The 20221-nt window shown below is 71.3% G+C and carries 20 protein-coding genes, 1 tRNA gene and 1 pseudogene; 7 read left to right on the forward strand and 15 right to left on the reverse strand.

Annotation, left to right across the window (positions count from 1 at the left end):
- The first annotated feature begins 98 nt into the window (after positions 1 to 98).
- Both ABH937_RS24050 and ABH937_RS24055 read left to right on the forward strand, forming a co-directional pair.
- Positions 99 to 407, forward strand: a complete 309-nt coding sequence (locus ABH937_RS24050) for a DUF6412 domain-containing protein (protein ID WP_280693562.1) — start codon at positions 99 to 101, stop codon at positions 405 to 407.
- 69 nt (positions 408 to 476) lie between these two features.
- A complete protein-coding gene (locus tag ABH937_RS24055; protein ID WP_370219431.1) occupies positions 477 to 1394 on the forward strand; it encodes a YidC/Oxa1 family membrane protein insertase in 918 nt (305 codons plus the stop codon).
- A 161-nt stretch (positions 1395 to 1555) separates the two neighbouring features.
- On the opposite strand, the gene ABH937_RS24060 is transcribed toward ABH937_RS24055, so the two are convergent.
- The 6 genes from ABH937_RS24060 to ABH937_RS24085 form a co-directional block, all read right to left on the reverse strand.
- A complete protein-coding gene (locus ABH937_RS24060) occupies positions 1556 to 2587 on the reverse strand; it encodes an adenosine deaminase (RefSeq protein WP_370219432.1) in 1032 nt (343 codons plus the stop codon).
- A gap of 113 nt (positions 2588 to 2700) precedes the next feature.
- Complete coding sequence (locus ABH937_RS24065; RefSeq protein WP_370219433.1) at positions 2701 to 4020, reverse strand: DUF445 domain-containing protein; 1320 nt, start codon at positions 4018 to 4020, stop codon at positions 2701 to 2703.
- 7 nt (positions 4021 to 4027) lie between these two features.
- Positions 4028 to 5182 carry a hypothetical protein gene (locus ABH937_RS24070; protein WP_370219434.1) on the reverse strand — a complete coding sequence of 385 codons (1155 nt, stop codon included), beginning with the start codon at positions 5180 to 5182 and terminating at the stop codon, positions 4028 to 4030.
- A gap of 63 nt (positions 5183 to 5245) precedes the next feature.
- Entirely contained in the window at positions 5246 to 6202 is a 957-nt protein-coding gene (locus tag ABH937_RS24075; RefSeq protein WP_370146815.1) for an ATP-binding cassette domain-containing protein, read from the reverse strand.
- Between the two features lie 50 nt (positions 6203 to 6252).
- Positions 6253 to 7140 (reverse strand): ABC transporter permease, encoded by an 888-nt coding sequence (locus tag ABH937_RS24080; RefSeq protein ID WP_370219435.1) that lies wholly within the window; start codon positions 7138 to 7140, stop codon positions 6253 to 6255.
- The gene (locus ABH937_RS24085) at positions 7133 to 7945 is read right to left on the reverse strand and encodes an ABC transporter permease (RefSeq protein WP_370219436.1); all 813 of its coding nucleotides are present in this window, start codon (positions 7943 to 7945) and stop codon (positions 7133 to 7135) included. The genes ABH937_RS24080 and ABH937_RS24085 overlap by 8 nt, the downstream gene beginning before the upstream one ends.
- Before the next feature lie 353 nt (positions 7946 to 8298).
- On the opposite strand from ABH937_RS24085, the gene ABH937_RS24090 reads away from it, so the two are divergent.
- A complete protein-coding gene (locus tag ABH937_RS24090; RefSeq protein ID WP_370219437.1) occupies positions 8299 to 8754 on the forward strand; it encodes a hypothetical protein in 456 nt (151 codons plus the stop codon).
- Positions 8755 to 8845: 91 nt separating this feature from the next.
- On the opposite strand, the gene ABH937_RS24095 is transcribed toward ABH937_RS24090, so the two are convergent.
- Complete coding sequence (locus ABH937_RS24095; protein ID WP_280693577.1) at positions 8846 to 9148, reverse strand: co-chaperone GroES; 303 nt, start codon at positions 9146 to 9148, stop codon at positions 8846 to 8848.
- A gap of 352 nt (positions 9149 to 9500) precedes the next feature.
- A complete protein-coding gene (locus ABH937_RS24100; RefSeq protein WP_370146816.1) occupies positions 9501 to 9872 on the reverse strand; it encodes a DUF3618 domain-containing protein in 372 nt (123 codons plus the stop codon).
- A 123-nt stretch (positions 9873 to 9995) separates the two neighbouring features.
- Between ABH937_RS24100 and bcp the strand changes: the two genes are divergently transcribed.
- Positions 9996 to 10469 (forward strand): thioredoxin-dependent thiol peroxidase, encoded by a 474-nt coding sequence (gene bcp / locus ABH937_RS24105; RefSeq protein WP_280693554.1) that lies wholly within the window; start codon positions 9996 to 9998, stop codon positions 10467 to 10469.
- Positions 10470 to 10539: 70 nt separating this feature from the next.
- Here the strand turns inward: bcp and ABH937_RS24110 are convergent, their stop codons facing one another.
- From ABH937_RS24110 to ABH937_RS24120, 3 genes are read right to left on the reverse strand one after another with little or no spacing between them, the layout of a single operon-like run.
- A complete protein-coding gene (locus tag ABH937_RS24110; RefSeq protein ID WP_280693553.1) occupies positions 10540 to 11577 on the reverse strand; it encodes an ABC transporter permease in 1038 nt (345 codons plus the stop codon).
- Complete coding sequence (locus ABH937_RS24115) at positions 11574 to 13133, reverse strand: sugar ABC transporter ATP-binding protein (RefSeq protein WP_370219438.1); 1560 nt, start codon at positions 13131 to 13133, stop codon at positions 11574 to 11576. Before ABH937_RS24115 ends, ABH937_RS24110 begins: the two co-directional genes overlap by 4 nt.
- 42 nt (positions 13134 to 13175) lie before the next feature.
- A complete protein-coding gene (locus tag ABH937_RS24120; RefSeq protein WP_280693551.1) occupies positions 13176 to 14228 on the reverse strand; it encodes a substrate-binding domain-containing protein in 1053 nt (350 codons plus the stop codon).
- Between the two features lie 364 nt (positions 14229 to 14592).
- Between ABH937_RS24120 and ABH937_RS24125 the strand changes: the two genes are divergently transcribed.
- Positions 14593 to 14676, forward strand: a tRNA-Leu gene (locus tag ABH937_RS24125).
- A gap of 54 nt (positions 14677 to 14730) precedes the next feature.
- Here the strand turns inward: ABH937_RS24125 and rdgB are convergent.
- The 4 genes from rdgB to ABH937_RS24145 all read right to left on the reverse strand — a co-directional run bounded on the left by rdgB (position 14731) and on the right by ABH937_RS24145 (position 17431).
- Positions 14731 to 15342, reverse strand: a complete 612-nt coding sequence (gene rdgB / locus ABH937_RS24130) for an RdgB/HAM1 family non-canonical purine NTP pyrophosphatase (protein WP_280693550.1) — start codon at positions 15340 to 15342, stop codon at positions 14731 to 14733.
- A 32-nt stretch (positions 15343 to 15374) separates the two neighbouring features.
- Entirely contained in the window at positions 15375 to 15764 is a 390-nt protein-coding gene (locus ABH937_RS24135; RefSeq protein WP_280693549.1) for a hypothetical protein, read from the reverse strand.
- A gap of 83 nt (positions 15765 to 15847) precedes the next feature.
- Positions 15848 to 16573: a ribonuclease PH gene (gene rph, locus ABH937_RS24140; protein WP_280693548.1), complete on the reverse strand. Its 726-nt coding sequence runs from the start codon at positions 16571 to 16573 to the stop codon at positions 15848 to 15850.
- A 132-nt stretch (positions 16574 to 16705) separates the two neighbouring features.
- Positions 16706 to 17431 carry a glucose PTS transporter subunit EIIB gene (locus ABH937_RS24145; RefSeq protein ID WP_370219439.1) on the reverse strand — a complete coding sequence of 242 codons (726 nt, stop codon included), beginning with the start codon at positions 17429 to 17431 and terminating at the stop codon, positions 16706 to 16708.
- Positions 17432 to 17443: 12 nt separating this feature from the next.
- On the opposite strand from ABH937_RS24145, the gene ABH937_RS24150 reads away from it, so the two are divergent.
- A complete protein-coding gene (locus tag ABH937_RS24150) occupies positions 17444 to 18694 on the forward strand; it encodes a PTS transporter subunit EIIC (RefSeq protein ID WP_370219440.1) in 1251 nt (416 codons plus the stop codon).
- 204 nt (positions 18695 to 18898) lie between these two features.
- Positions 18899 to 20156: pseudogene (locus tag ABH937_RS24155) on the forward strand (PTS transporter subunit EIIC).
- Positions 20157 to 20221 lie beyond the last annotated feature (65 nt).

The following is a 20221-nucleotide window of genomic DNA, read 5'->3' on the forward strand; positions in this document are numbered from 1 at the left end:
GTGAGACACACAGGACTACGCCCGTTTTCCTGCCGGCTCCGTCCCTTGTTCCCGTACCATCGGTGGTCGTGGCCCGACGCTCCCGAGGAGGCTCAGCAGTGCATCCACTCGTCCTGCTCCTCGGCGTGCTCCGCCTGCTGACCGGTGACGTGCTGCCCGGCGGCACCACCGGACTGACCGCGCTGGCCGCGGCCGCGACCCTGATGGTGCTGGCCGGGGTGGCCACGACCACCTTCGTGCTGACCCGGCTGCTCGGCGCCCGCGCCCCGCACGCCGTGCGGGACGGCACCCTGCGGCGCCAAGCCCTGCGCACCGCCTTCCTGCCGCAACGCGATCCGGATGCCCGGGGCCGCCGCCGGCCCAGGGCACCGGGCGCGGCCCTGGCGGCCGCGCAAGCCCTGGTGTAGTCCCACCGCGCCCGCTGCGCGGCCGTCCGCCGTCTCACAGTCCGTCAGACGCCGGAGGGCCACCCTCGCATGTCGCTTTTCTCGATCTTCGACCCCGCCATCGGCCTCGCGCACAGCGTGGTCGGCGCGCTCGCCCACTACCTGCCGGCCGCCGCCGCGATCGTGCTGTTCACCATCTGCGTGCGCCTCGTGCTGCACCCGTTGGCCCGCGCCGCCGCGCGCGGCGAGAAGGCCCGCACCCGGCTCGCGCCGCAGGTGGCGGAGCTGAACAAGAAGCACAAGGGCAGCCCCGAGCGGCTGCAGGCGGCGCTGGCCGAGCTCTACAAGAAGGAGCAGGCCTCGCCGTTCGCCGGCTGCCTGCCGATGCTGGTGCAGATCCCGTTCTTCTCGGTGATGTACCGGCTCTTCACGCTGCCCACCGTGGACGGCGTGCACAACGACCTGCTCGGCCACACCCTCTTCGGCGTCCCGCTCGGCACCCACCTGGGCGCCGCGCACGGGCCCGGGCAGCTGGCCGTCTTCGCCGGGCTCTACCTGGCGCTGGCCGGTGTCGGGTACGCCGGCTTCCGCCGGGCCCGCGCCGCCGCCCAGGCGGCCCCGCAGCAGGCACCCGGCGCCGCGATCGCGCCGTACCTCTCGTTCCTGACCGTGCTCTTCGCGGCGCTCGTCCCGCTGGCGGCCGCGCTCTACCTGCTCACCACCACCGGCTGGACCACCGCCGAGCGGGCCTGGCTGCACCGCACCCCGCGGCCGCAGAGCGAGCCGGCGAAGGCTCCGGTGAAGGCCTCGGCAAAGGCAGCCGCGAAGGCGGTCGAAGCACCCGCCACCCCCGCCCTGCCCGCACCCCGGCCCTCCACCCCCGCCCGCAAGCCGCGCCCCACGCCCCAGGCGCAGCAGCCGCACCGCAGCGGGAACAGCAACGGGAACAACAGCAGCCGCACCAGCAAGCCGACCGGCCGCGCGCGGCGCGCCCGCGCCGCCGGCTAGGGCGGGTTTCATCATTCGCGTCGGATCAGCGCGCGGCGGTGGGCTCCCGGCTGGGCGTGCCGGCGAAGCGTCCTCGTACTGGGTCGTACTTGGACGTTTCGCCGGTGCGTCCAGCCGGGATGCCCGGCGTCGCGCGCCCGGCGGGAATGATGAAAGACGCCCTAGGGCCGCTGCCACCCCGCGAGATAGTCGTCGATCTCGCCGGCGATCCGCGTCTTGCCCGCCTGGTCCAGGAACGAGGCCTCCACCGAGTTCTTGGCCAGCGCGGCCACGCCCGCCTCGTCCAGCCCCAGCAGCTCGGCCGCCACCCGGTACTCGGTGTTCAGGTCGGTGCCGAACATCGGCGGGTCGTCGCTGTTCACCGTCACCAGCAGTCCGGCGTCGACGAAGCGCTTGATCGGGTGCTCCTCGATCCGCTCCACCACCCGGGTCGCCAGGTTGGAGGTGGGGCAGACCTCCAACGGGATCCGGTGCTCGCCCAGGTAGTCGAGCAGCGCCGGGTCCCGCCAGGACTGGGTGCCGTGCCCGATCCGCTCGGCGCCCAGCTCGCGGATCGCGTCCCAGACCGTCTCGGGCCCGGTCGACTCGCCGGCGTGCGGCACGCTGTGCAGACCGGCCGCCCGGGCCCGGTCGAAGTACGGCTTGAACTGCGGACGCGGCACGCCGATCTCCGGGCCGCCCAGGCCGAAACTGACCAGCCCGTCCGCGCCCACCTCCAGCGCGAGGCGGGCGGTCTCCTCGGCCGAGGCCAGCCCCGCCTCACCCGGGATGTCGAAGCACCAGCGCAGCACCAGGCCGAAGTCCCGCTCGGCGCTCTTGCGGGCGTCCTCGATCGCCTCCATGAACGCCACGTCCGGGATGCCCCGGCGCACCGAGCTGTACGGCGTGACGGTCAGCTCGGCGTAGCGGATCTGCTGGCGGGCCATGTCCCGGGCCACGCCGTAGGTCAGCGAGCGGACGTCCTCGGCGTCCCGGACCAGGTCGACCACCGAGAGGTAGACCTGGATGAAGTGAGCGAAGTCGGTGAAGGTGAAGTACTCGGCGAGTTCGGCCGGGTCGGCCGGCACCTCGGTCTTCCCCTCGTACCGGGCGGCCAGCTCGGCCACCACGCGCGGTGAGGCGGAGCCGACGTGGTGCACGTGCAGCTCGGCCTTGGGCAGCCCGGCGATGAACGCCTCGATCCCGCGGGACATCCTCTACTCCTCCGTCGTCCTCGAACAGACCTCGCATCATCGCACGGCTCGGCAACGCCGAATCGCACGGCTCAGCCGGCGAATCGGAGGGCTCAGCCGGCGAATCGGAGGGCTCAGCCGCCGACCGCGGTCGCCACCGTGTGGATCAGCAGACCGGCCAGGGCGCCGACCACGGTGCCGTTGATCCGGATGAACTGCAGGTCGCGCCCGACGTTGGCCTCGATCTTGCGGGAGGCGTCGTCGGCGTCCCAGCCCGCCACGGTGTCGGAGATCAGCGAGGTGATCTCGGCCCGGTAGGTCTCCACCACGTACTGCGCGGCGTCCTGCAGCCAGCCGTCGGTCTTCACCTGCAGCCGCTCGTCGGTGGCCAGCTTCTGCCCGAAGGAGCGCACGCCCACCTGGATCCGGCGGCGCAGCTCGCTCTGCTCGTCCTCGGCGGCGGCCAGCACCAGGGTGCGCACCGCGCTCCACGAGGAGGCGATCAGCTCCTGCACCTCGTCCCGGGCCAGCAGCTCCGCCTTGGCCCGCTCGACCCGTTCCTTGGTCGCCGGGTCGGTCTGCAGCTCGACGGCGAAGTCGGCCAGGAAGGTGTCGATCGCGCCCCGGGCCGGGTGGTGCGGGTCGTCCCGGATCGCGGTGACGAAGCGCATCAGCTCCTTGTAGACCCGCTCACCGACCTGATGGTCGATGAACTTCGGGGTCCAGCCGGGCGACTTTATGGCCACCTTGGTCACCACGTCCGCATGGTGCTGGGCCAGCCAGTCGTGCGCCCGGACGGTGACCAGGTCGACCACGCCGTGGTGACCGCCGTCCGCCACCACCTTGCCGAGCAGCCGCCCGATCGGCTCGGCGACCTGGGTGGCGGCCGCCCGCCGGGTGACCGCCTCGCCGACCACGGCCTGCACGTCCTCGTCGCGCAGCACCGCGAGCACCCCGCGCAGCGCGGCCGCCGCCTCGCTGGTGACCCGCTCGGCGTTGGCCGGCACCGCGAGCCACTCGCCGAGCCGGCGGGCGATGCCGAGCGCGGCCAGCCGGCTGCGCACCACCTGCGCGGAGAGGAAGTTCTCGCCGACGAACTGGCCGAGCGAGCGGCCGAAGGCGTCCTTCTTCGTCGGGATGATCGCGGTGTGCGGGATCGGCAGGCCGAACGGACGGCGGAACAGCGCGGTGACCGCGAACCAGTCGGCCAGCGCGCCGACCATGCCAGCCTCGGCGGCGGCCGAGACGTAGCCGGTCCAGCTGCCCCAGCCGGCCGAACCGGCCCAGGTGGCCAGGGCGTAGACCAGGGTGGCGAAGGCCAGCAGGCCGGTCGCGATGGTCTTCATCCGGCGCACGCCTTGGCGCTTCTCCTCGTCGGCGGCGGTGAACCGGACGCCGGTCGCAGCCGTCTGGGCCGTACTCTCGCTCTCCACTCGACCAGTGTCACCGATCATCGGGCCATTACACCGCTGTCACGTCCCTGAGCTCCCCCTGACTCGGACCCTGGCCCCAGCGCGCGTACGCCCGGTTCATCAGGCCGCGCCAGGCCGGCCGGCGCCGCAGCCGGCGGCGCACCTGGGCCGGCACCAGGCCGCGCCAGACGTGCAGCACCAGCGAGGGCCCCAGCTGCGCCGGCAGCACCGCCACCGGCCGCTCCTCGCCCGCGACCCGGTAGCCGACCGGCTCCCCGTACGCCGCCTGATAGCGGATCAGCCGCCGCAGCGCCGCCGCCCGCCCGCGCCGGGCCAGGTCGAGGCGCAGCCGGTCGCGGGGCGCCAGCGCCTGGTACTCGGCCGCCGGGCAGTACCGTTCGACCAGCCGCCCGACCCCGGCGCAGAGCCGGCGCTGGGCCGCCACCTCCAGCGTCAGGAAGTCCGGGCGCAGCAGCCGCGGCAGCTCCCAACCGAACGCCCAGTCGCGCAGCGCCGCCGCCTCCGCACCCGGTTCGGCCAGCCGCTCGGCCACCACCAGGGCTGCGGCCAGCGCGCGCAGCCGCTCCTCGTGCCGGGGCCGGTCCGGCGCCTCGGGCGCCGCCGCGAGCAGGCAGTCCACCCCGCCCAGCACCGCGACCCGCCGCGAGCGCAGGCAGGCCTCCACCGCGAACGGCAGCGCGAACCGCGGGTCGCACGACGGGTCGAGGCCGAGCGTCGGCAGCCCGTGGTACTCCAGTGCCGCGCGCCGGAACAGCCGGGCCTGCGGGAGCGCGTAGGCGAGCGCGCTGTCGGTGAAGCCGACCTGCTCCCTGGTCCGTTCAAAGAGCTCGCGTTCGAACGCCGGTTGCTCGGCGCCCGCCGTCCGCCCGAGCACCACGTCCGCCCCCGCCCGGTCGGCGAGCCCGACCAGCCGCTCCAGCGCCTGCTCGGCGAGCCGCTCCCCCGTCCCGAGGAAGAACAGGTAGCGCCCGCGCACCCGCTGCCGATCGCCGAACAGTTCGACACACCCGGCCACGGCCGCCCCGCCCGTCCCGGCGGCCAGCAACTGCAACGCCCCGGGCCGACGGAGCCAGATCGACTGGGCCAGTAGCGAGTCCAGCGCCGGCGACGGGCCGGGCCGTGGCGGCGGGCCGACCAGCACCACGGTCACCTCCGGGTCACCCGCCCGCCCACTGCCCGTCACGCCATCACCTCGTCGCCGATCCACCTGGCTCAACGGCGCGGGGCGGGCCGGGGTCACTCACCGTCAGCCGATCGTCGCCCCCGCGTACATCCGTGCGATCACGTCCTCGATCACCGGTTCGCGCACCGACAGGTCGAGCAGCGGATAACGGTCGGCGACCGCGGCCACGATCGGGGCCGCGCTGCGGGCGGCCGGAAAGGCCAGCCACTGCCGGTTGCCCTCGACCTTGACCACCCGCACGCCGGGCAGGTCGATCGGCGCCCCCTCGCGGACCAGGTCGACGACCAGGGTGCGCTCACTCTCGCCCTGCGCGTGCAGCCCCGGCAGGTCCCCGTCGTAGACCACCCGGCCGTGGTCGATCACCATCACCCGGCGGCAGAGCTGCTCGATGTCGGTGAGGTCATGGGTGGTCAGCAGCACGGTCGTGCCGGCCTCGTTCACCTCACGCAGGAACTCCCGCACCCGCGCCTTGCTCAGCACGTCCAGGCCGATGGTCGGCTCGTCCAGGTAGAGCACCTGGGGGTCGTGCAGCAGGGCGGCCGCCAGGTCGCCGCGCATCCGCTGGCCGAGCGAGAGCTGGCGCACCGGGGTGTCCAACAGATCGCCCAGGCGCAGCAGTTCGACGCAGCGGGCCAGGTTGGCCCGGTAGCGAGGGGGCGGGACCCGGTAGAGCCGGCGGACCAGCTCGAAGGAGTCGCGCAGCGGCAGGTCCCACCAGAGCGTGGTGCGCTGCCCGAACACCACCCCGATCCGGCGGGCCAGCCGGGCCCGCTCCCGCGCCGGGTCCACGCCCGCGACCCGCAGCCGGCCACCGCTCGGCACCAGGATCCCGGTCAGCATCTTGATCGTGGTGGACTTGCCGGCGCCGTTCGGCCCGATGTAGCCGACGCACTCGCCGGGCGCGACGGTGAAGCTCAGCCCCTGCACGGCGCGCACCTCACGCCGCTCGCGGCGCAGCCGGCCGACCCTGGTGCGCACGGTGAAGGTGCGGGAGACGTTGTCGAGCTCGATCAGGTTCACTTCTGGTACTCCTTCTGATGACGGATCGGCTGATGAGGGCTGACAGGGAGTCAACTTCCGGTGCCCCGGTAGGCCCGCAGCCCGGCCCGCCACGCCAGCGCGGCGCCGAGCACGCTGAGCGCGGCCACCAGCGGGGAGGCCAGCTCGAAGGCCGGCGGCAGTCCGAGCGGGTCGGGGCGGCCCAGCAGGTACAGCAGCGGCAGCCAGTTGACGAAGGCCAGCGGCACCCCGAAGGTCACCCCGGCGAGCAGCTGCTTGCCGTAGATGCCCGGCGGGTGGCTGAGCAGGGTGGCTCCGCCGTAGGTGAAGGCGTTCTGGAACTCGCGGCTCTCGCCCCACCAGAACTGCACGGTCGCACCGGCCACGAAGATCGCCCCGAAGATCACCGCGCCGCTGACCAGCAGCGCGGCCAGCAACAGCAGCTTCGGCCAGGTCCAGGCGATCGGCAGCGCACCCATCGACCAGCCGAGCACCAGCAGCCCCTGCAACGGCCGCCCGAGCCGGCGCAGCGTGAAGCGCTCGGCGCAGACCATGGACAGCGCCGGGGCGGGCCGGATCAGCAGCACGTCCAGCGTCCCGGAGGCGATCCGCTGGCCGAGCCCCTCCACGCTGCCGACCAGCACATCGGCGACGCCCAGCGCAACGCTCGACGTGCCGTAGAGCAGGCCGATCTCGGGCAGCGTCCAACCGCCGAGCCGGCCGGTGTGACGGAGCATCAGCACCAGGACCAGGAAGTCCAGGAAGGTGGCCAGCAGGCTGCCCACCGAGGTGAGCAGGAAGTTCGCCCGGTAGGACATCGCGGCCCGCATCCACATGGCGGCCGCCAGCCGCCAGGAGACCACCGCCCAACGCAGCCGGGCCATCGGCGACTCGGCCGGCAGTGGCTCGACCGACAGCCGCTCGGCCGGCGGCGACGCGATCAGCGACGATTCAGCCACCCTGAACCACCACCTTGCGGGTGGCCAGCGACTGCGCCACCCGGCCGGCCGCGAACAGCAGCACCGCCCAGACCAGTTGGAAGCCCAGCGCGGCCACCGCCGCCCGGCCGGTCCGGTGCTCGAGGAAGAGGTCGCACGGCACCTGGACCAGTGACGCCCAGGGCAGCGCCTGGGCCGCCTGCCGCAGCCCGTCCGGAAAGAGCCCGAGCGGCAGCAGCATCCCGGACAGGAACATCGAGACCACCAGCATCAGCGACCGCAGCCCCTCGGAGTCGTCCAGCCAGAAGCCGGTCACCGAGACCAGGAACCGCAGCCCGAAGCTGACCGTGATCGCCAACAGCACCGAGCAGAGGAAGAGCGTCCAGGTCAGCACCGAGTGCGGCAGCCGGGCATGGAAGAGGAGCACCCCGGCGACCAGCGGGACGGCACCGCGGGTGAGTAGCTGAAAGGCCGCCCGGCCCAGGTCGGCGGCGAGCCACCAGCCGAGGAAGTCCACCGGACGGTAGAGGTCGACGGCGATGTCGCCGGTGCGCAACCGCGCCTGCAGGTCGTCCTGGAACCCGCCGCCCCACGCGGCGACGGCGACCAGCAGCGCCTGGCTGACCCAGATGTAGGTGACGGCCTGGGTGGTGTCGTAGCCGCCCAGGCCGGGCCTGGCCCGCCACAGGGCCAGGAAGGTGGCGGCCAGGATGCAGCCGAAGACGGTGTTGGTGAAGGCCCCCGCCAGCGTCGCCACCCGGTAGGTGGAGTACCGGCGGAAGGAGCCGCGGGCGATGGCCAGGTAGAGCCCGGCCGACGTGTCCATCAAATATCTCCTTGTCGACTTTTTGCCAGTGCCACTCCCGCACGGCAGGAACGGCCCAGCGCCCGACAGCCCCGATCGACGGACCCCCGGGGGTGGGGGCGTCGTTCGGGGCTGAGTGATATATGAGGTTGTGTCAGACCACCGTAGCGGCAAGCCGCTTGGCCCGGCAGCCGTTTTCCGGCAGAGACACCGGTACCCCCGGCGCCGGGTGGCGCCGGGGGTACCGGTGTCCGCGGGTTCGACCTGAGGGCGAGCCCTAGTGGGCGTTCGACTGCATGCTCGACCCGAGGGCGGGCAGGCTGGGCAGAGACGGCAGCGTGACGGGCAGCCCAAGCCCGGCCAGCAGATTCTGGATGGTCGAGAGCAGAGTGCTCAGCAACTGCGTCAGCACACCGAGGTCCGGCAGACTCGGCAGCGTCGTCGGCAAGCTCGGGACACTCGGGACGCTCGGCAGCGACGGCGTGCTCGGCAGCGACGGCGTCGTCGGCAGACTTGGCGTCGTCGGCAACGACGGCGTGGTCGGCAGGCTCGGCGTCGTCGGCAGAGTCGGCGACGTCGGCAGAGTCGGCGTCGTCGGCAAGGTCGGTGACGGCGCGGTCACCGCCGGCCGCAGCGGCAACGCCGACACCGGCATCACCCGCGACGCGTCCGGGTCACGGAGCGGGACGGCCGCGGCCGCCGCGGTCACCGAGGTGAGGCTGATCGCCGCGGTCAACGCGGCAGCCGTCCATATGGCACGCATGAGGGTCTCTTCCTGTTCGATGGTTAACGGGCGAAACGTTCCGTCATCGCCTCGCTCCAAACAGTGAGCCGACCGTGCCGCCCCGGCCACCGCACCTACGCCGAACGACTGAGGGCCCGCCTCCACCGGAGACGGGCCCTCACACAACGTCAGAAAACCTACAGATAGAGCCCGGTCGACCCATCCGAATCGGTCAGCCGCTCGGCGGCCACCGCGTGCAGGTCGCGCTCGCGCAGCAGCACGTACGTCGCACCACGCACCTCGACCTCGAGCTTGTCCTCCGGGTCGTACAGCACCCGGTCCCCCGGCTCCACCGACCGCACGCTCTGCCCCACCGCGACCGCCTCGGCCCAGGTGCACCTTCTGCTCAGCTCGGCGGTCGCGGGGATCAGGATTCCGCCGGTCGAGCGGCGCTCACCCTCACCGCCCTCGGGACGCACCAGCACCCGGTCGTGCAGCATCCGGATGGGCAGCTTCTCGCCCAGCCGGTCGTGTCGGCCGTGTTCGGGCAGCCCGGCGGGCGCCGGCTGCTCGGGCTGCTTGCTCTGCTCGTCGTTCACACTCACGCCCAGACCGTACCTGTCGCGGGCCCGCGCCGTGGCGCCAGCCCGCGATCCATCCGATCTCCGCCCGGCCCGATCAGTGGGCCCGATCAGTCCTTCTTGCGCTTAGAGGGTCCGCCGGTAGGGGGCCGGATCAAGGAGCGGCGTCCGGGCCGAGTCTGGGCGGTGCCGACGAAGGAGTCCATGCGGAGCATCGGCGACTGAGGAGAAGCCGTCCAGGCGACAGCCCGGGCGTCGCGACGCCGGCCCCCTACTGGCGGACCCTCTTACGAGCCGAGGCGAGCAGCAGCACCACCCCGCCGCCGACCAGCACCGCGGGCACGATCCGCTCCTTGCGCGGCTGACCCTTCTCGTCCACGAACTGCGCCTTCAGCTGCTCCACGCCACGGCTGGCGCCGACGTAGAGCCGGCCCAGTCGCTGCTCCACCGAAGCCAGCGCCTTCGCCCGCACCTGCGCGGCCACCGTGGACGGGTGCACCCGCATCGCCAGCTCGTCCAGCGTGTCGGCCAGCTGGTCACGGGTCCGCGCGATGTTCGCCTCGATCTCGGCGGTGGTCCGCCCGGCGTCATCCCGCGCGGCGTCCTTCGTCTTCCCCTTGCCCACCCGGGCCACCTCACTCACCTCGCGTCACGGTCTGCTGCCGTTCAGTCTGTCAGTTCGGCTGCCGAGCCGCGCAGTCCCACCCACCATCAGAGGTAGGTTTGCGATGGCACGACCGCCAGTCCAGCACGAGGAGCTCCCACCGTGACCGAGCGTCTCCAGGCCGGGGACACCGCCCCCGCCTTCTCCCTGCCCGACGCCGACGGCAAGCAGGTGTCCCTGGCGGACCACCTGGGCCGCAAGGTGATCGTCTACTTCTACCCGGCCGCGATGACCCCCGGCTGCACCACCCAGGCCTGCGACTTCACCGACAACCTGGAGGTCTTCGCGGGCGCCGGGTACGACGTGATCGGCATCTCGCCGGACAAGCCGGAGAAGCTCGGCAAGTTCCGCGAGACCGAGGACCTCAGGGTCACCCTGCTCTCCGACGAGGACCGGGCCGTGCTGGAGGCCTACGGCGCCTACGGCGAGAAGAGCCTGTACGGCAAGACCGTGGTCGGCGTGATCCGCTCCACCGTGATCGTCGACGAGCAGGGCAAGGTCGAGCGGGCCCTGTACAACGTCAAGGCCACCGGCCACGTCGCCAAGCTGCTGCGCGACCTCAAGGTCGAGGCGTAGACCCCGAGCACGGCGGCCCCGGCTCCCCCCACACAGGGGGCCGGGGCCGCCGCCTTTTCGCGACGCCGGGTCAGGCGGGCAGCCCCACTGCCCGTTCGCCGCTGCGCCGCTGCTGGATCACCACAGCGACGACCAGCAGCGCACCCTGCGCCACGTTCTGCCAGAACGAGTTGATCCCCTGGACGGTCAACCCGTTCTCCAGCGCACCGAGCAGCGCCACCGCGAGCAGCGTGCCGCCGATGCCGCCCTTGCCGCCGCGCAGGGCGCAGCCGCCCAGGGCCGCGGCGGTGATCGACTGCAGCTCCAGGCCCTCGCTGCCGGAGACCGGCTGGCCGGAGCCGGTGCGCGCGGTCAGCAGGATGCCGGCCACCGCCGCGACCACGCCCAGCAGGCCGTACACCGCGATCAGGTACTTGTTGATGTTGATACCGGCCAGCCGGGCGGCGGTGTCGTTGCCGCCGATGGCGTAGATGTTGCGGCCGATGTCGGTGTACTTGAGCATCACGTGCACTGCCAGCGCCACCACGATCAGCAGCCAGACCATCACCGGCAGCCCGGCGATCTTGCCCCGGCTGAGGAAGATGAAGATGCTGTCGTTGAGCACGTAGCCCTGCGCCGAGCCGTTGGAGATCAGCTGCGCGACACCCTTGTAGGCCGCCAGGCCCGCCAGGGTGGCGATGGTGGCGTTGACCCGGCCGTAGACGATGATCAGGCCGTTCAGCCCGCCGATCACCACGCCCACGCCGATCGCCGCCGCCATGCCCAGCAGCGCGTTCGAGCCGGTGGAGGTGAAGGCCATCGCGCTGACCACCGAGGCCAGGCCGGCCTGCGAGCCGACCGAGATGTCCAGGCCGCCGCAGATGATCACGACGGTCTGCACCACGGCCAGCAGACCGCTGATGGTCACCGCCTCGGCGATCACCTGGATGTTGTCCCAGCTCAGGTAGTTGCCGTTGAGCGAGCCGAACAGCACCAGCAGGAACACCAGGCCACCGGCCAGGCTCAGGTTCTGCCCGCCGATCGAGGCCAGCAGGCCGACGACCCCGCCGCGCTTGGCCGGCGGCACGCTCCCGGTCGGCGTGCTCTCGGAAACGGTCGTGGTGGTCATGCGGTCCTTCCTTCGTCGCTCGCAGCAGCCGCCAGGTCAGGGCCTGACGCCAGGTCATCGGCCATCGCCAGGGCGAGAATCCGCTCCTCGGTGGCCTCGGCCCGGTCCAACTCGCCGGTGATCCGGCCGTTCTGCATCACCACCACCCGGTCCGCCAGCCCGAGCACCTCGGGCAGCTCGGAGGAGATCACCAGCAGCGCGACCCCCTCCTTGGCCAGGTCGGCGATGATCTGGTAGATCTCCGCCTTCGCACCCACGTCGATGCCGCGGGTCGGCTCGTCCAGGATCAGCACCTTGGGCTTGCGGGCCAGCCAGCGGGCCAGCACCACCTTCTGCTGGTTGCCGCCGGACAGCTTGCGCACCTCGTGCTCGATCGAAGGAGCCCGCACCCGCAGCCGGTCCGCGTACTGCTGGGCCAGCTCGCGCTCGGCCGTGCGCCTGACGAACCGCCAGCGCCGCAACCGCTCCAGCACCACCAACGAGGTGTTGTCCCGGATCGTGCGCTGCAGGAACAGCGCCTGGGCCTTGCGCTCCTCCGGTGCCAGGCCGAGCCCGGCCCGGATCACCGCACCCGGGTGGCCCGAGCGCAGTTCCTGACCGTCCAGGTGGACCGTGCCCGAGCGCACCGGCAGGTCGCCGGCCAGCGCCAGCGCCAGCTCGGAGCGGCCCGCGCCGATCAGCCCGGCCAGGCCCACCACCTCGCCCGCCCGCACGGTCAGGCTGATGTCCGTCACGTCGTCGGTGGTCAAGTGCTGGACGTCCAGCACCACCTGGTCGGTCGCGACGTTCTGCCGGACGAACATCGCCGAGAGGTCGCGGCCCACCATCAGCCGCACCAGCTCGCCCTCGGAAGCCTGCGCCGCGTCCAGCACGCCGGCCAGCGTGCCGTCGCGCAGCACCGCGATCCGGTCGGCCAGCTGGAAGATCTCCTTCATCCGGTGCGAGACGTAGATCACCGCCACGCCCGCGTCGCGCAGCCGGCGGATCAGCCCGAAGAGCGCCTCCACCTCCTGCTCGGAGAGCGAGCTGGTCGGCTCGTCGAAGGCGATCACCTTCGCCTCACCGGTCAGCGCCCGCAGGATCTCCACCAGCTGACGCTGCGCCGGGGTCAGTTCGGACCCCAGCAGGTCGGGGTCGAGCACCCGGGAGAAGCCCAGCCGGTCCAGATCGGCTTCGATCCGGCGGCGCAGCTCGGCCCGGTCCAGCCGGCGCCCCGCCTTGCGGGGCAGCGCGCCGGCGTAGACGTTCTCGGCGACCGAGACGTGCGGGATGATCTCCGGCTCCTGCGGGATGATCCGGATGCCGACCGCCCGGGCTCTGGCCGGCGAGTGCAGCTCCACCTCGGCGCCGTCCAGCAGCACCGAACCCTCGGTGGGCTGGTGATCGCCGGTCAGGATCTTCAGCAGGGTGGACTTGCCGGCCCCGTTCTCCCCCATCAGGGCGGTGACCTGGCCGGCCGGGAAGTCCAGGGTCACCCCGCCCAGCGCCCGGACCTCGCCGAAGCGCTTGCCGAGCTCGCGGACACCGGCGCCCGCGTTCGTCGTCTTGGTCGTCAAGGTGCTACCTCAGGTTCCTCACAGTGCCGGGGTGCGTGGTGCTCAGCTGCACTGGACGCCGGAGGACTGCCAGTTGGAGGCGTCCACCATGGCGGTCGGCGCGAAGGCCTCCTGCGGGAAGTCCTTGCCGTTCTTGAGCTTGTCGTACATGGTCTGCACCGCGAGCGCGCCCACGTCGGAGCCGTTGATGAAGAGCGCGGCCTTCATCCCGCTCGGCTTGCCGCTGCCCCAGTCCTTGCAGGCCAGGTAGGCACCGAGACCGACGCCGATCACGTTGTCGGGCGTGATGTTGGCGTTCTGCATGGCGGTGATGCCACCCTGCACGTTCTCGTCGTTGCAGCCCCAGATGATCCAGTGCTTGACGCCGGGGTTGGCGGTCAGCGTCGCGGCCACCTTGTCCTGCGCACCGGTGGGCGTGTTGTCGGTGGAGACCTCGATGTCCTGGATGCTCGCACCGGCGCCCGTGTCGAAGGCGGCCTTGGCAGCCTTGACCCGGTCACCGCAGACCGTCACGTCCTGCTGCCAGGCGGAGATGATCCGGGTGTCGGCCGGCGCCCAGCCGGTCTTCTTGAACTCCTCGGCCGCGCGCTGGCCGACCTGCTGGCCCATCTGCTGGCCGCTGAAGCCGATCCGCGGCAGCAGGTCCTTCGGGTTGCAGTTGGCCGGCGCCGGGCCGGTGGCGCAGACCTGGTCGTCCGAGGTCAGCAGCGCCACCTTGGCATCCTTGGCCGTCTGCACGACCTGCGGCCCGACCGCCGGGTCCGGCGGCACGATGATGATGCCGTTGCTCTTCTGCGCGATGGCCGACTGCACGTCACTGACCGTCTGGTTGGCGTCGTTGCCCAGGTTGACCACGTTCAGCTTCACACCCAGCTGCGCGGCCTTCGCCTTGGCACCGGCCGCCTCACCGATGAAGTACTGCTGATCGCCCTGCTTCTGCAGGTACGTGATCGAGATCTGCCCGCTGACCGGAGCGGCGTTGCCGCCGGCGGAGCTGGAACTCGACTGGCCGGTCGAACAGGCCGTCAGGCCCAGGGTGACGATCAAGCCGACGGTGGCGGCGGCTGCGCGACGGCGGTGGCGCACGGTGGTCATGGGTGGAGGGCTCCTTTGGATCACAATCGATCAGAACCGAACAGGTTCCAACGTGACGTGCCATATGACATCCCCTCTGACCACGTGCGTCAAGGGGTTTCGCACAGATACGCACAGGTCGCAACGGAACTGTTGTCAGATCGTGTGAAGAGTGGCAGAGCGTGACGGTAGCCCGTGCGGCTCGGCGGAGGAAGAGGGCCGATGATGAGGGGGGTTCGCTGACAGCCCGTAACCCCAGGGCGTCCAGCAGTCGGACAACCGGCCCGACGATCCGCGGCCGCAACGGGAGTGGTGGATCAACGTACGCCGCACCAAGCGAATTGACGGTGCCCCCGCCATCGCAAAGGCTCTAGACTGAGTGCATGCGGCCGTGGCGGAACAGGCAGTCGCGCTGGCTTTAGGTGCCAGTGAGGGAAACCTCGTGAGGGTTCGATTCCCTCCGGCCGCACTAGCCTTGCAATCGAAGGCCCGTCAGAGAACTGACGGGCCTTCAGCTTTTCCGCTACCCCACCAACTCCCGCACCAGCGGCACCAGCGCGCGGAACGCCTCGCCGCGGTGGCTGATCGCATTCTTCTCCTCGGCCGTCAACTCAGCGCAGGTCCGGGTCTCGCCCAGGGGCTGCAGGATCGGGTCGTAGCCGAACCCGCCATCCCCCGCGGGCTCGTGGCGCAGGGTGCCGAGCAGGCGGCCCTCGACCACGCGCTCGGTGCCGTCCGGCAGGGCCAGGGCGGCCGCGCAGGCGAAGTGGGCGGTGCGGTGAGGGGCGGCGATGTCGGAGAGTTGGGCCAGCAGGAGTTCGAGGTTGGCCCGGTCGTCGCCGTGCTTGCCGGCCCAGCGGGCGGAGAAGATGCCGGGGGCGCCGCCCAGCACGTCGACGCAGAGGCCCGAGTCGTCGGCGACGGCCGGCAGGCCGGTGGCCTGGGCCAGGGCATGTGCCTTCAGCAGGGCGTTCTCGGCGAAGGTGACGCCGGTCTCGCGGACGTCGGGGATCTCGGGGTAGGCGTCGGCGCCGACCAGGTCGACGTCGAGGCCGGCGGCGCCGAGGATGGCGTGCAGTTCACCGACCTTGTGCTGGTTGCGGGTGGCGAGGACGAGGCGTCGAGGGGTGCTCATGACGCCTCAGTATTCCCTCTCGAGCACCTCCGTCAGCCGGTGCACACCTTGGTCAGGTTGCCGGCCGCGTCGCCCAGCGGGCCGAGGTCCGGGACCTGCTTGGCGTCCATCGCCTGTTGGGCCTTGTCGGCCTGCGTCCGCATGTCGGTGACGGCCTTGGAGACATCGGTGTTGCCGGCGTTCTTGCCGAGCTTGTCGAGGTCGGTCTTGAGCTTGGACATCGCCCGCCCGGCGGCGGCCGGGTCGTTGGTGGAGTTGTTGTAGGCGCTGCCGAGCTGGCTGAGGTCGGTGCCGACCGAGACCGCCGTGTTGCCGCAGTCGATCGCCTTCTGGGTGGCCGAGCAACTGACCGCGCTGAGCGGGAGGACGGCGATCAGCGCGGCCACGGCCAGGCCGGCGGGGCGGGTGAGGCTGGGCGGCATCGCGGTCCTCCGATGCGGTGAGCTGTTGCGGGAACGGTACGGTCTGCACCGCTTCGCTGTACAGCCCACCGCGGCCCGGCGGTTCAGCCTTCCAGTGCCTTGCGCTGGATCTCGTCCAGCTCGGCGCAGCCCAGGGTGCCCAGGTCCAGCAGCTGGTTGAGCAGGTCGCGGTCGAACGGGGCGCCCTCGGCGGTGCCCTGGACCTCGACGAAGCGCCCGTCGGAGGTGCAGACGATGTTCATGTCGGTCTCGGCGCGGACGTCCTCCTCGTACCGGAGGTCGAGCATCGGGACGCCGTCGATGATGCCGACGCTCACCGCGCTGACGCCGCCGGTGATCGGCTGGCCCTTGGCGCGCAGCAGCTTCTTCTCGCGGGCCCAGGAGACGGCGTCGACCAGCGCGACGTAGGCGCCGGTGATGGCCGCGGTGCGGGTGCCGCCGTCGGCCTGCAGGACGTCGCAGTCGAGCACGATGGTGTTCTCGGCCAGCGCGCGGTGGTCGATCACGGCGCGCAGCGAGCGGCCGATCAGGCGGCTGATCTCGTGGGTGCGGCCGCCGATCTTGCCGCGGACGGACTCGCGGTCGCCGCGGGTGTTGGTGGCGCGCGGCAGCATGGCGTACTCGGCGGTGACCCAGCCCTCGCCGCTGCCCTTGCGCCAGCGCGGGACGCCCTCGGTGACACTGGCGGTGCAGAGCACCTTGGTGTCGCCGTAGGAGACGAGGACGGAGCCTTCGGCGTGCTTGCTCCAGCCGCGTTCGATGGTGATCGGGCGGAGCTGGTCTGGGGTGCGGCCGTCGATGCGTGACATAGCGCCTGAGCGTAGTCGGTTCCGGCATACCGGACGTACCCGTCGCGGGACGCCGGTGGGCACGCCGACGGCCCGCCACCGTTCGCCGGTGACAGGCCGTCGGGCGGGCCTCGGGCGGGCCTCAGGTGAGACTCACATCATGTCTTCGATCTCGGCGGCGATCGGGTCGGCGTCGGTGCCGATCACGACCTGGATCGCGGTGCCCATCTTGACGACGCCGTGGGCGCCGGCGGCCTTCAGGGCGGCTTCGTCGATGAGGGAGGGGTCGATGACCTCGGTCCGCAGGCGGGTGATGCAGCCTTCGACCTCTTCGATGTTGGCGATACCGCCCAGACCGGCGACGATCTTCTCAGCCTTGGTGGCCATTGTCTTTCTCCCTCTGTCTCGGCGTTCCGGCTGCCTTGCCGGAGGCCGTCCTGCGGTGTGCCGTGCGAAGTGGCCGGGGTGACGGGGGCTCAGGCCCGCCGTGTGCTCCGGCGCGACCAGGATCACCCGGTTCAGGGTGTTCCGCCACGCTGGCGCACGTTCGGCCCAGCACCGCGCGCGTACCGTGGATCTTCCTCCAGGACGACCAGGATGACGACGGGCGGGGCTCGGGTCCACAGTGGTGGCGCCACACCGCAACTGGTCTACACCAATGTGGGTGTACTTCCCAAACGCGCGGGGCCAGGTCTGCGTTCCCCGACCGACCCCGCCGGGCGCCGAGGCTTCTTCCTGTCCGGAAGATGACCAAATACCCTGGTTCGGCGACGCCTTTCCGGCCCCCGTCCGCGTCGTGTCAGGCTGGGCTGATCCCCGAACTGGCGTAGACCAATAGCGTCTGCTCTGGCCGTCCGGGCAACGCCGCCCGCCGTCCACCGAAGGAAGCCCATGAGTACGACGACCGCTCCCGCGGCCGCCCCGCCTGCCAGGAAGCCCGGCGCCGGACTGCTGCAGGGTCTGCAGAAGATCGGCCGCAGCCTGCAGCTTCCGGTGGCCGTGCTGCCCGCCGCCGGCATCCTGCTGCGGCTCGGTCAGGACGACGTCTTCGGCAAGGACGGCCTGGGCTGGAACAAGGTGGCCGCCGTCTTCGCCACGGCGGGCGATGCGGTCTTCGGCAACCTGGCGCTGCTCTTCTGCGTCGGCGTGGCGATCGGCTTCGCCAAGAAGGCGGACGGCTCGACCGCGCTGGCGGCGCTGGTCGGCTACCTGGTCTTCCACAACGTGCTGACCGTCTTCCCGGTGGCCGGCAGCGTCACCGCCGCCCTGCCGGCCGGCAAGCCGCAGGACCCGGGGGTCTTCGGCGGCATCGTGGTGGGCCTGCTGAGCGCGCTGATCTGGCAGAAGTACCACCGCACCAAGCTGGTCGACTGGCTCGGCTTCTTCAACGGCCGGCGGCTGGTGCCGATCATCATGGCCTTCGTCGGCACCCTGCTCGGCATCGCCTTCGGCCTGGCCTGGGCGCCGATCGGCAGCGGGCTGACCCACGCGAGCGACTGGCTGACGGGCCTCGGCTCGGCCGGTGCGGGCATCTACGGCGTGGCCAACCGGCTGCTGATCCCGATCGGCATGCACCAGTTCCTGAACACCTTCTTCCAGCAGCAGGTCGGCAGCTTCACCGACGCGACCGGCAAGGTGTGGAGCGGTGACATCCCGCGCTTCTTCCACGGCGACCCGACGGCCGGCCAGTTCATGTCCGGCTTCTTCCCGATCATGATGTTCGGCCTGCCCGCCGCCGCCATCGCGATCGCGCACTGCGCCCGGCCCGAGCGGCGCAAGGCCGTCCTGGGGATGATGATCTCGGTCGCGCTGACCAGCTTCATCACCGGGGTGACCGAGCCGATCGAGTTCTCCTTCATGTTCATCGCCCCGGTGCTGTACGGGATCCACGCACTGCTCACCGGCCTGTCGATGGCGGTCACCTGGGGGCTGGGGGTGCACGACGGCTTCGGCTTCTCGGCCGGCCTGATCGACTACCTGCTGAACTGGCACCTGGCCACCAAGCCGTGGCTGATCGTTCCGATCGGGCTGGTCTTCGCGGCGCTGTACTACTCGCTCTTCCGCTTCGCGATCATCCGGTTCGACCTGCCGACCCCGGGGCGCGAACCGGAGGACGAGATCGAGGATGTCACCAAGGCGTGACCGCGGGTGAGCACAGCAGAAGATCGTTAATCCTCAACAAGGTTTCGATTTCATAGCGCTTCCCACCTGCGAGGCTGCCGGACCTTCCGGCTCTCCTCGTGGCGTGCTAGAAAACTGGTCTACACCACTAGTGGTGTAGACCAGTTCGCGTATCGGCCCCGGCCGCACCCCGCCCGGTACGCCCTGCCGTGAGGAACCACCCCCATGAGTACGACTGCGCAGGCACCGGCGCCCGCCGCACCCTCGCCCCTCAAGCAGTTCGGGCAGAACGCTCTGCAGAGCCTGCAGAAGATCGGCCGCAGCCTCCAGCTGCCGATCGCGGTCCTGCCGGCCGCCGGAATCCTGCTGCGGGCTGGGGCAGCCGGACGTCCAGGAGAAGCTGCACCTGCCGGCCAAGCTGGTCGCCACCTTCGCCGCGGCCGGGAACGCGGTGTTCAGCAACATGCCGCTGCTCTTCTGCGTCGGCATCGCCATCGGCCTGGCCAAGAAGGCGGACGGCTCCACCGCACTGGCCGCGCTGGTCGGCTACCTGGTCTTCCACAACGTGCTGACCGTCTTCCCGATGGCCGGCACAGTCACCGCCGCCAACCCGGCCGGCACCCCGCAGAACCCCGGTGTGCTCGGCGGTGTGGTCATCGGTCTGCTCAGTGCGACCCTGTGGCAGCGCTACCACCGCACCAAGCTGCCCGACTGGCTCGGCTTCTTCAACGGCCGCCGCCTGGTGCCGCTCATCATGGCCTTCGTCGGCACCTTCCTCGGCATCGCCTTCGGCCTGGCCTGGGGCCCGGTCGGCGACGCCTTGAACAGCTTCAGCAACTGGGCGATCGGCCTGGGCGCGGTCGGCTCCGGCGTCTTCGGCCTGATCAACCGCGCGCTGCTCCCGGTCGGCATGCACCAGTTCGCCAACACCTTCTTCTGGCAGCAGGCGGGCACCTTCCACGACGCCACCGGCAAGCTGGTCCAGGGTGACCTCAACCGCTTCTTCGCCGGCGACCCGACCGCCGGGCAGTTCATGTCCGGCTTCTTCCCGGTGATGATGTTCGGCCTGCCGGCCGCCGCGCTGGCGATCGCGCACTGCGCCCGCCCGGAGCGCCGCAAGGCCGTCCTCGGAATGATGATGTCGCTGGCCCTGACCTCCTTCATGACCGGCATCACCGAGCCGATCGAGTTCTCCTTCCTCTTCATCGCCCCGGTCCTCTACGGCATCCACGCGGTGCTCACCGCGCTGTCGATGATGATCACTTGGGCGCTGGGCGTGCACGACGGCTTCACCTTCTCGGCCGGTGCGATCGACTACGTCTTCAACTGGCACTTCGCCACCAAGCCCTGGCTGATCATCCCGATCGGCCTGGTCTTCGCGGTGATCTACTACGTGGTCTTCCGCTTCGCGATCACGAAGTTCGACCTCAAGACTCCCGGTCGCGAGACCGACGAGGAGCTCGAGGACGTCACCAAGGCGTGACCGCCGCCTGACGCAGCGAAGAGGGGGCACCGGCCGCAGCCGGTGCCCCCTCTTCGTGATGTCAG

Source organism: Kitasatospora sp. GAS1066B, from assembly GCF_041262605.1.
GTDB lineage: Bacteria > Actinomycetota > Actinomycetes > Streptomycetales > Streptomycetaceae > Kitasatospora.

What these genes read in the sequence shown, in the direction of transcription:
- ABH937_RS24055 (WP_370219431.1), top strand. Translation starts at nt 477, where the DNA reads ATGTCGCTTTTCTCGATCTTCGACCCCGCCATCGGCCTCGCGCACAGC.
- ABH937_RS24060 (WP_370219432.1), bottom strand. Translation starts at nt 2,587, where the DNA reads ATGTCCCGCGGGATCGAGGCGTTCATCGCCGGGCTGCCCAAGGCCGAG.
- ABH937_RS24065 (WP_370219433.1), bottom strand. Translation starts at nt 4,020, where the DNA reads ATGATCGGTGACACTGGTCGAGTGGAGAGCGAGAGTACGGCCCAGACG.
- ABH937_RS24085 (WP_370219436.1), bottom strand. Translation starts at nt 7,945, where the DNA reads ATGGACACGTCGGCCGGGCTCTACCTGGCCATCGCCCGCGGCTCCTTC.
- ABH937_RS24090 (WP_370219437.1), top strand. Translation starts at nt 8,299, where the DNA reads ATGGTCGAGAGCAGAGTGCTCAGCAACTGCGTCAGCACACCGAGGTCC.
- ABH937_RS24095 (WP_280693577.1), bottom strand. Translation starts at nt 9,148, where the DNA reads ATGCTGCACGACCGGGTGCTGGTGCGTCCCGAGGGCGGTGAGGGTGAG.
- ABH937_RS24110 (WP_280693553.1), bottom strand. Translation starts at nt 11,577, where the DNA reads ATGACCACCACGACCGTTTCCGAGAGCACGCCGACCGGGAGCGTGCCG.
- ABH937_RS24120 (WP_280693551.1), bottom strand. Translation starts at nt 14,228, where the DNA reads ATGACCACCGTGCGCCACCGCCGTCGCGCAGCCGCCGCCACCGTCGGC.
- rdgB (WP_280693550.1), bottom strand. Translation starts at nt 15,342, where the DNA reads ATGAGCACCCCTCGACGCCTCGTCCTCGCCACCCGCAACCAGCACAAG.
- ABH937_RS24135 (WP_280693549.1), bottom strand. Translation starts at nt 15,764, where the DNA reads ATGCCGCCCAGCCTCACCCGCCCCGCCGGCCTGGCCGTGGCCGCGCTG.
- rph (WP_280693548.1), bottom strand. Translation starts at nt 16,573, where the DNA reads ATGTCACGCATCGACGGCCGCACCCCAGACCAGCTCCGCCCGATCACC.
- ABH937_RS24150 (WP_370219440.1), top strand. Translation starts at nt 17,444, where the DNA reads ATGAGTACGACGACCGCTCCCGCGGCCGCCCCGCCTGCCAGGAAGCCC.